Annotated in this window: 8 protein-coding genes; 6 read left to right on the top strand and 2 right to left on the bottom strand. The window is 54.3% G+C overall.

The annotated features are described in order from the left end of the window. Positions 1 to 219: 219 nt before the first annotated feature. The 6 genes from glaH (at position 220) to csiR (ending at position 7,644) form a co-directional block, all read left to right on the top strand. Complete coding sequence (gene glaH, locus E0D98_RS19065) at positions 220 to 1,197, top strand: glutarate dioxygenase GlaH (protein ID WP_001378320.1); 978 nt, start codon at positions 220 to 222, stop codon at positions 1,195 to 1,197. Positions 1,198 to 1,216: 19 nt separating this feature from the next. Further along, a complete protein-coding gene (gene lhgO, locus E0D98_RS19070; protein ID WP_000271938.1) occupies positions 1,217 to 2,485 on the top strand; it encodes an L-2-hydroxyglutarate oxidase in 1,269 nt (422 codons plus the stop codon). 22 nt (positions 2,486 to 2,507) lie between these two features. Further along, a complete protein-coding gene (gene gabD / locus E0D98_RS19075) occupies positions 2,508 to 3,956 on the top strand; it encodes an NADP-dependent succinate-semialdehyde dehydrogenase (RefSeq protein ID WP_000772839.1) in 1,449 nt (482 codons plus the stop codon). 13 nt (positions 3,957 to 3,969) lie between these two features. Continuing rightward, a complete protein-coding gene (gene gabT, locus E0D98_RS19080) occupies positions 3,970 to 5,250 on the top strand; it encodes a 4-aminobutyrate--2-oxoglutarate transaminase (protein WP_000097642.1) in 1,281 nt (426 codons plus the stop codon). 310 nt (positions 5,251 to 5,560) lie between these two features. Continuing rightward, positions 5,561 to 6,961 carry a GABA permease gene (gabP, locus tag E0D98_RS19085; RefSeq protein ID WP_050877126.1) on the top strand — a complete coding sequence of 467 codons (1,401 nt, stop codon included), beginning with the start codon at positions 5,561 to 5,563 and terminating at the stop codon, positions 6,959 to 6,961. Positions 6,962 to 6,981: 20 nt separating this feature from the next. Then, positions 6,982 to 7,644 carry a DNA-binding transcriptional regulator CsiR gene (csiR, locus tag E0D98_RS19090; RefSeq protein ID WP_000156811.1) on the top strand — a complete coding sequence of 221 codons (663 nt, stop codon included), beginning with the start codon at positions 6,982 to 6,984 and terminating at the stop codon, positions 7,642 to 7,644. On the opposite strand, the gene kbp is transcribed toward csiR, so the two are convergent. Then, on the bottom strand, positions 7,645 to 8,094 hold the full coding sequence (gene kbp, locus E0D98_RS19095) for a potassium binding protein Kbp (RefSeq protein ID WP_000522426.1): 450 nt from the start codon (positions 8,092 to 8,094) through the stop codon (positions 7,645 to 7,647). It abuts the gene before it with no gap. Positions 8,095 to 8,177: 83 nt separating this feature from the next. Beyond that, on the bottom strand, positions 8,178 to 8,336 hold the full coding sequence (locus E0D98_RS19100; protein WP_050877127.1) for a YqaE/Pmp3 family membrane protein: 159 nt from the start codon (positions 8,334 to 8,336) through the stop codon (positions 8,178 to 8,180). Positions 8,337 to 8,360 lie beyond the last annotated feature (24 nt).

Genomic DNA, 8,360 nt, shown 5'->3' on the forward strand with positions numbered 1-8,360 from the left:
TGTTAACTCCCCCTAACCTGTTGCTTTAGTTATTCATTTCCTGTCTCACTTTGCCTTAATACCCTACGTTAAATGTTACTAATTTGTTGCTTTTGATCACAATAAGAAAACAATATGTCGCTTTTGTGCGCATTTTTCAGAAATGTAGATATTTTTAGATTATGGCTACGAAATGAGCATCGCCATGTCACCCTACATCTCATAAGAGGATCGCTTCTGATGAATGCACTGACCGCCGTACACAATAACGCTGTCGATTCAGGCCAGGACTATAGCGGATTCACTCTCATCCCGTCGGCGCAATCCCCGCGTCTGCTGGAACTCACCTTCACCGAACAGACGACCAAACAGTTTCTCGAACAGGTTGCCGAATGGCCCGTGCAGGCGCTGGAGTACAAATCGTTTCTGCGTTTTCGGGTAGGCAAAATTCTTGACGATCTGTGTGCGAATCAGCTGCAACCATTGCTGTTGAAGACCCTGCTAAACCGTGCTGAAGGTGCGCTGTTGATCAATGCGGTGGGTATCGATGATGTGGCGCAGGCAGATGAGATGGTGAAGCTGGCAACGGCGGTAGCGCATCTGATTGGTCGCTCAAATTTCGATGCGATGAGCGGTCAGTATTACGCGCGTTTCGTGGTGAAAAATGTCGATAACTCAGACAGCTATCTGCGTCAGCCGCACCGCGTGATGGAACTGCACAACGACGGCACGTATGTCGAAGAGATCACCGATTACGTGCTGATGATGAAAATCGATGAGCAAAACATGCAGGGTGGAAATTCGTTGCTGCTGCATCTCAATGACTGGGAACATCTGGACCACTATTTCCGCCATCCACTGGCGCGTCGCCCGATGCGCTTTGCCGCGCCGCCGAGCAAAAACGTCAGCAAAGATGTTTTCCATCCAGTGTTCGACGTTGATCAACAGGGTCGCCCGGTGATGCGCTATATCGACCAGTTCGTCCAGCCAAAAGATTTTGAAGAAGGCGTGTGGTTGAGCGAGCTTTCCGATGCCATTGAAACCAGCAAAGGCATTCTTTCTGTACCCGTTCCCGTTGGCAAATTCCTGTTGATAAACAACCTGTTCTGGCTGCACGGTCGCGACCGCTTTACTCCGCACCCGGATCTGCGCCGTGAACTGATGCGTCAGCGTGGCTATTTCGCTTACGCCACTCACCACTACCAGACGCATCAGTAAGCGCAAAGGAATTGAGCGGATGTATGATTTTGTGATTATTGGCGGCGGCATCATCGGCATGTCGACCGCCATGCAACTGATTGATGTTTATCCGGATGCCCGCATTGCGTTGCTGGAAAAAGAGTCCGGCCCGGCCTGTCACCAGACGGGCCACAACAGCGGCGTGATCCATGCCGGGGTCTATTACACGCCCGGCAGCCTGAAGGCGCAGTTTTGCCTGGCGGGAAACCGCGCCACCAAAGCCTTTTGCGATCAAAACGACATTCGCTATGACAACTGCGGCAAGATGCTGGTCGCCACGTCCGATCTCGAAATGGAACGGATGCGCGCGTTGTGGGAACGCACGGCGGCGAACGGTATCGAGCGCGAGTGGTTAAACGCCGAGGAACTGCGCGAGCGCGAACCGAATATCACCGGGCTCGGCGGCATTTTTGTGCCGTCCAGCGGCATTGTCAGCTATCGCGAAGTCACAGCGGCAATGGCAAAAATCTTCCAGGCCAGAGGCGGTGAGATTATTTATAACGCCGAAGTCAGCGCCCTCAGTGAGCATAAAAACGGCGTGGTCGTCCGAACCCGTCAGGGCGGCGAATATGAAGCATCGACGCTGATTAGCTGTTCCGGGCTGATGGCTGACCGGCTGGTGAAAATGCTCGGCCTCGAACCGGGTTTTATTATCTGCCCGTTCCGTGGCGAGTATTTCCGCCTTGCGCCGGAGCATAACCAGATTGTTAACCATCTGATTTACCCCATTCCCGACCCGGCAATGCCATTTTTGGGCGTGCATCTCACCCGAATGATCGATGGCAGCGTCACCGTCGGGCCAAACGCGGTGCTGGCTTTCAAACGCGAAGGCTATCGCAAGCGCGACTTCTCATTTAGCGACACGCTGGAGATTTTGGGCTCGTCGGGGATTCGCCGGGTGCTGCAAAACCATCTACGCTCAGGACTGGGCGAGATGAAAAACTCGCTGTGCAAAAGCGGCTATCTGCGCCTGGTGCAAAAGTATTGTCCCCGGCTTTCGTTAAGCGATCTCCAGCCCTGGCCCGCCGGTGTGCGGGCGCAGGCAGTATCGCCGGACGGCAAGCTGATTGACGATTTTCTGTTTGTCACCACCCCACGCACGATCCACACCTGCAATGCGCCCTCCCCGGCAGCGACATCAGCAATTCCTATTGGTGCGCATATTGTCAGCAAGGTACAAACGCTGTTGGCAAGCCAGAGTAACCCCGGACGCACGCTGCGAGCGGCACGTAGTGTGGATGCCTTACACGCCGCATTTAATCAATAACCTTTGAAAACAGGACGTAACAATGAAACTTAACGACAGTAACTTATTCCGCCAGCAGGCGTTGATTAACGGGGAATGGCTGGACGCCAACAATGGTGAAGTCATCGACGTCACCAATCCGGCGAACGGCGACAAGCTGGGTAGCGTGCCGAAAATGGGCGCTGATGAAACCCGCGCCGCTATCGACGCCGCCAACCGCGCCCTGCCCGCCTGGCGTGCGCTCACCGCCAAAGAACGCGCCAACATTCTGCGCAACTGGTTCAATTTGATGATAGAGCATCAGGACGATTTAGCGCGCCTGATGACCCTCGAACAGGGCAAACCACTGGCCGAAGCGAAAGGTGAAATCAGCTACGCCGCCTCTTTTATTGAGTGGTTTGCCGAAGAAGGCAAACGCATTTATGGCGACACCATTCCCGGTCATCAGGCCGATAAACGCCTGATTGTTATCAAGCAGCCGATTGGCGTTACCGCAGCTATCACGCCGTGGAACTTCCCGGCGGCGATGATTACCCGTAAAGCCGGTCCGGCGCTGGCGGCAGGCTGCACCATGGTGCTGAAGCCCGCCAGTCAGACACCGTTCTCTGCGCTGGCGCTGGCGGAGCTGGCGATTCGCGCGGGCATTCCGGCTGGCGTGTTTAACGTGGTCACCGGTTCGGCAGGCGCGGTCGGTAATGAACTGACCAGCAACCCGATGGTACGCAAACTGTCGTTTACCGGTTCGACCGAAATTGGCCGCCAGTTAATGGAACAGTGCGCGAAAGACATCAAAAAAGTGTCGCTGGAGCTGGGCGGCAACGCGCCGTTTATCGTCTTTGACGATGCCGATCTCGATAAAGCCGTGGAAGGCGCGCTGGCCTCGAAATTCCGCAACGCCGGGCAAACCTGCGTCTGCGCCAACCGTTTATACGTGCAGGACGGCGTGTATGACCGCTTTGCCGAAAAACTACAGCAGGCGGTGAGCAAACTGCACATCGGCGACGGGCTGGATAAAGGCGTCACCATCGGGCCGCTGATCGATGAAAAAGCGGTAGCAAAAGTGGAAGAGCATATTGCCGATGCGCTGGAGAAAGGTGCGCGTGTGGTTTGCGGCGGTAAAGCGGATGAACGCGGCGGCAACTTCTTCCAGCCGACCATTCTGGTGGACGTGCCGGCCAACGCCAAAGTGTCGAAAGAAGAGACGTTCGGCCCCCTCGCCCCGCTGTTCCGCTTTAAAGATGAAGCCGATGTGATTGCGCAAGCCAATGACACCGAGTTTGGCCTTGCCGCCTATTTCTACGCCCGTGATTTAAGCCGCGTCTTCCGCGTGGGCGAAGCGCTGGAGTACGGCATCGTCGGCATCAATACCGGCATTATTTCCAATGAAGTGGCCCCGTTCGGCGGCATCAAAGCCTCGGGTCTGGGTCGTGAAGGTTCGAAGTATGGCATCGAAGATTACTTAGAAATCAAATATATGTGCATCGGTCTTTAACTGGAGAACGCGAATGAGCAGCAATAAAGAGTTAATGCAGCGCCGCAGTCAGGCGATTCCCCGTGGCGTTGGGCAAATTCACCCGATTTTCGCTGACCGCGCGGAAAACTGCCGGGTGTGGGACGTTGAAGGCCGTGAGTATCTTGATTTCGCGGGCGGGATTGCGGTGCTCAATACCGGGCACCTGCATCCGAAGGTGGTGGCCGCGGTGGAAGCGCAGTTGAAAAAACTGTCGCACACCTGCTTCCAGGTGCTGGCTTACGAGCCGTATCTGGAGCTGTGCGAGATTATGAATCAGAAGGTGCCGGGCGATTTCGCCAAGAAAACGCTGCTGGTTACGACCGGTTCCGAAGCGGTGGAAAACGCGGTAAAAATCGCCCGCGCCGCCACCAAACGTAGCGGCACCATCGCTTTTAGCGGCGCGTATCACGGGCGCACGCATTACACGCTGGCGCTGACCGGCAAGGTGAATCCGTACTCTGCGGGCATGGGGCTGATGCCGGGTCATGTTTATCGCGCGCTTTATCCTTGCCCGCTGCACGGCATAAGCGAGGATGACGCTATCGCCAGCATCCACCGGATCTTCAAAAATGATGCCGCGCCGGAAGATATCGCCGCCATCGTGATTGAGCCGGTTCAGGGCGAAGGCGGTTTCTACGCCGCGTCGCCAGCCTTTATGCAGCGTTTACGCGCGCTGTGTGACGAGCACGGGATCATGCTGATTGCCGATGAAGTGCAGAGCGGCGCGGGGCGTACCGGCACGCTGTTTGCGATGGAGCAGATGGGCGTTGCGCCGGATCTCACCACCTTTGCGAAATCGATCGCGGGCGGCTTCCCGCTGGCGGGCGTCACCGGGCGCGCGGAAGTGATGGATGCCGTCGCTCCAGGCGGTCTGGGCGGCACCTATGCCGGTAACCCGATTGCCTGCGTGGCGGCGCTGGAAGTGTTGAAGGTGTTTGAGCAGGAAAATCTGCTGCAAAAAGCCAACGATCTGGGGCAGAAGCTAAAAGACGGATTGTTGGCGATAGCCGAAAAACACCCGGAGATCGGCGACGTACGCGGGCTGGGAGCGATGATTGCCATCGAGCTGTTTGAAGATGGCGATCACAGCAAACCGGACGCCAAACTCACCGCCGGGATCGTGGCACGCGCCCGCGATAAGGGCCTGATTCTTCTCTCCTGCGGCCCGTATTACAACGTGCTGCGCATCCTTGTACCGCTCACCATTGAAGACGCTCAGATCCGTCAGGGTCTGGAGATCATCAGCCAGTGTTTTGCTGAGGCGAAGCAGTAGCTATGTCCGTTTGTAAGAGTTAAACGTTGCTAAGGGAATGATAACGATGCAGTAAAAAATAATAACGATGAGGCGATCGACAAAGTTAAAAACGACTGCGGACTGTCCCCTCGCCCCTCTGGGGAGAGGGTTAGGGTGAGGGGTAATCACGCGGCTACACCCTCACCCCGGCCCTCTCCCTAAGGGAGAGGGAGAAAACCCTCCCGCTTTCGTTTTTAAGATTTTGTTGACCGTCTCAATTAAACGCGTGACCCGACGCGGGAAATGTCGGGGCGCTCTCCCAAGTGACACACTTTCGAGAGGATTCAGGATGGGGCAATCATCGCAACCACATGAGTTAGGCGGCGGGCTGAAGTCACGCCACGTCACCATGTTGTCTATTGCCGGTGTTATCGGCGCAAGTCTGTTTGTCGGTTCCAGCGTCGCCATCGCCGAAGCGGGCCCGGCGGTATTACTGGCCTATCTGTTCGCCGGATTACTGGTGGTTATGATTATGCGGATGTTGGCGGAAATGGCAGTTGCCACGCCCGATACCGGTTCGTTTTCCACCTATGCCGATAAAGCCATTGGCCGCTGGGCGGGTTATACCATCGGCTGGCTGTACTGGTGGTTTTGGGTACTGGTTATCCCGCTGGAAGCCAACATCGCCGCTATGATCCTGCACTCGTGGGTTCTAGGCATTCCCATCTGGTTATTTTCCCTCGTCATTACCCTCGCCTTAACTGGCAGTAATTTATTAAGCGTTAAAAACTACGGCGAATTTGAGTTCTGGCTGGCGCTGTGCAAAGTCATCGCTATCCTGGCCTTTATTTTCCTTGGTGCAGTCGCAATTAGCGGTTTTTACCCTTATGCCGAAGTGAGCGGGATCTCAAGATTGTGGGATAGCGGCGGCTTTATGCCCAACGGTTTCGGTGCGGTATTAAGCGCGATGTTGATCACCATGTTCTCGTTTATGGGCGCAGAAATTGTCACCATTGCCGCCGCGGAATCCGACACGCCGGAAAAACATATTGTCCGCGCCACTAACTCGGTTATCTGGCGTATTTCTATCTTCTATTTGTGCTCTATTTTTGTCGTCGTGGCATTAATTCCGTGGAATATGCCCGGACTAAAAGCCGTCGGTTCTTATCGCTCGGTACTGGAATTGCTCAATATTCCCCATGCGAAATTAATCATGGACTGTGTGATATTACTTTCCGTAACCAGCTGTCTGAACTCGGCGCTGTATACCGCGTCAAGGATGCTCTACTCCTTAAGCCGTCGCGGTGATGCGCCCGCGGTAATGGGCAAAATCAACCGCAGTAAAACCCCGTATGTGGCGGTGTTACTCTCCACCGGAGCGGCATTTTTAACGGTGGTGGTGAACTATTACGCACCTGCGAAAGTGTTTAAATTCCTGATAGACAGCTCCGGTGCTATCGCCCTGCTGGTTTATTTAGTCATCGCCGTTTCACAGTTGCGGATGCGTAAAATTCTGCGAGCAGAAGGAAGCGAAATTCGCTTGCGCATGTGGCTTTACCCGTGGCTCACCTGGCTGGTAATAGGCTTTATTACCTTTGTGTTGGTGGTGATGTTATTCCGCCCGGCGCAACAGTTAGAAGTGATCTCTACCGGCTTATTAGCGATAGGGATTATCTGTACCGTGCCGATTATGGCGCGCTGGAAAAAGCTGGTATTGTGGCAAAAAACACCCGTTCATAATACGCGCTGATAATGATCAGGAGTCACACCATGACCATTACGTCTCTGGATGGCTATCGCTGGCTGAAGAACGATATTATTCGCGGTAATTTTCAACCGGATGAAAAATTACGAATGAGTTTGCTGACATCGCGTTATGCACTTGGCGTTGGGCCGTTACGGGAAGCTCTTTCGCAACTGGTGGCGGAACGGCTGGTCACGGTGGTGAATCAAAAAGGGTATCGGGTGGCGTCTATGTCAGAGCAGGAGCTGCTCGATATTTTCGACGCCCGCGCCAATATGGAAGCGATGCTGGTCAGTCTGGCGATTGCCCGCGGTGGCGATGAATGGGAGGCAGACGTTCTCGCAAAAGCGCATCTGCTGAGTAAGCTGGAGGCCTGTGACGCCAGCGAGAAAATGCTTGATGAGTGGGATCTGCGTCATCAGGCGTTTCATACAGCAATTGTGGCGGGCTGTGGTTCTCACTATTTGCTGCAAATGCGTGAACGGTTGTTTGATCTGGCGGCGCGCTATCGATTTATCTGGCTGCGGCGAACGGTGCTTTCGGTAGAAATGCTGGAGGATAAACACGATCAGCACCAGACCCTGACTGCGGCGGTACTGGCGCGAGATACCGCGCGCGCCAGTGAGTTAATGCGCCAGCATTTACTGACGCCAATTCCCATTATCCAGCAGGCGATGGCTGGCAATTAACTACTCTTCCGGAATACGCAACACTTGCCCCGGATAAATTTTATCCGGGCTTTTTAGCATCGGTTTATTCGCTTCGAAGATTTTATTGTACAGATTAGCGTTACCGTAGACCTGTTTGGAAATGGCAGTCAGAGTGTCGCCAGACTTAACGGTATAAAACTGGCTGGCAGTGGCTGGTGTCGCAGTTTTCACCTGATCATCAACACTGGCAATACCGGAAATATTCCCCACCGCAACAAGGATTTTCTCCTTCGCCTCCTGACTCAGGCCGTCACCAGTGACCGTCGCTTTGCCGTCGGCAATTTGAATGTTCACTTTATCGGCATCAGGTATACCGGTTTTGCTCAGATGCTCCTGCACCTTCTTCGCCTGATCGTCTTTATCGTGCTGACCTGTAACCGCGTCCCAGAGTTTTTCTCCGGCATCTTTCACAAAATTGAACAGACCCATAGCTACCTCATTCGTTAACGGAAACACTCAGAAAGTGTAGCAGAGGAACGCGGCGCGTTAACGCCGCGGGGGTGAGCACAGGTTTAATCGCGGATTTGCACCCAGAACGCGTGAATCAAACCGGGGATATACCCAAGCAGTGTCAGCAGAATATTAATAATGAACGCCCAACCGAACCCTTTACCGAGCAGCACGCCGAGAGGCGGCAGAATGATGGTGATGACGATTCTCCAGAAACCCATATGTACTCCCTATAAGAAAATTAC

Source organism: Escherichia sp. KCJ4928, assembly GCF_004352695.1.
GTDB lineage: Bacteria > Pseudomonadota > Gammaproteobacteria > Enterobacterales > Enterobacteriaceae > ECMA0423.

Coding starts and splice junctions, on each gene's coding strand:
- glaH (WP_001378320.1), top strand. CDS start 220: ATGAATGCACTGACCGCCGTACACAATAACGCTGTCGATTCAGGCCAG.
- lhgO (WP_000271938.1), top strand. CDS start 1,217: ATGTATGATTTTGTGATTATTGGCGGCGGCATCATCGGCATGTCGACC.
- gabD (WP_000772839.1), top strand. CDS start 2,508: ATGAAACTTAACGACAGTAACTTATTCCGCCAGCAGGCGTTGATTAAC.
- gabT (WP_000097642.1), top strand. CDS start 3,970: ATGAGCAGCAATAAAGAGTTAATGCAGCGCCGCAGTCAGGCGATTCCC.
- gabP (WP_050877126.1), top strand. CDS start 5,561: ATGGGGCAATCATCGCAACCACATGAGTTAGGCGGCGGGCTGAAGTCA.
- csiR (WP_000156811.1), top strand. CDS start 6,982: ATGACCATTACGTCTCTGGATGGCTATCGCTGGCTGAAGAACGATATT.
- kbp (WP_000522426.1), bottom strand. CDS start 8,094: ATGGGTCTGTTCAATTTTGTGAAAGATGCCGGAGAAAAACTCTGGGAC.
- E0D98_RS19100 (WP_050877127.1), bottom strand. CDS start 8,336: ATGGGTTTCTGGAGAATCGTCATCACCATCATTCTGCCGCCTCTCGGC.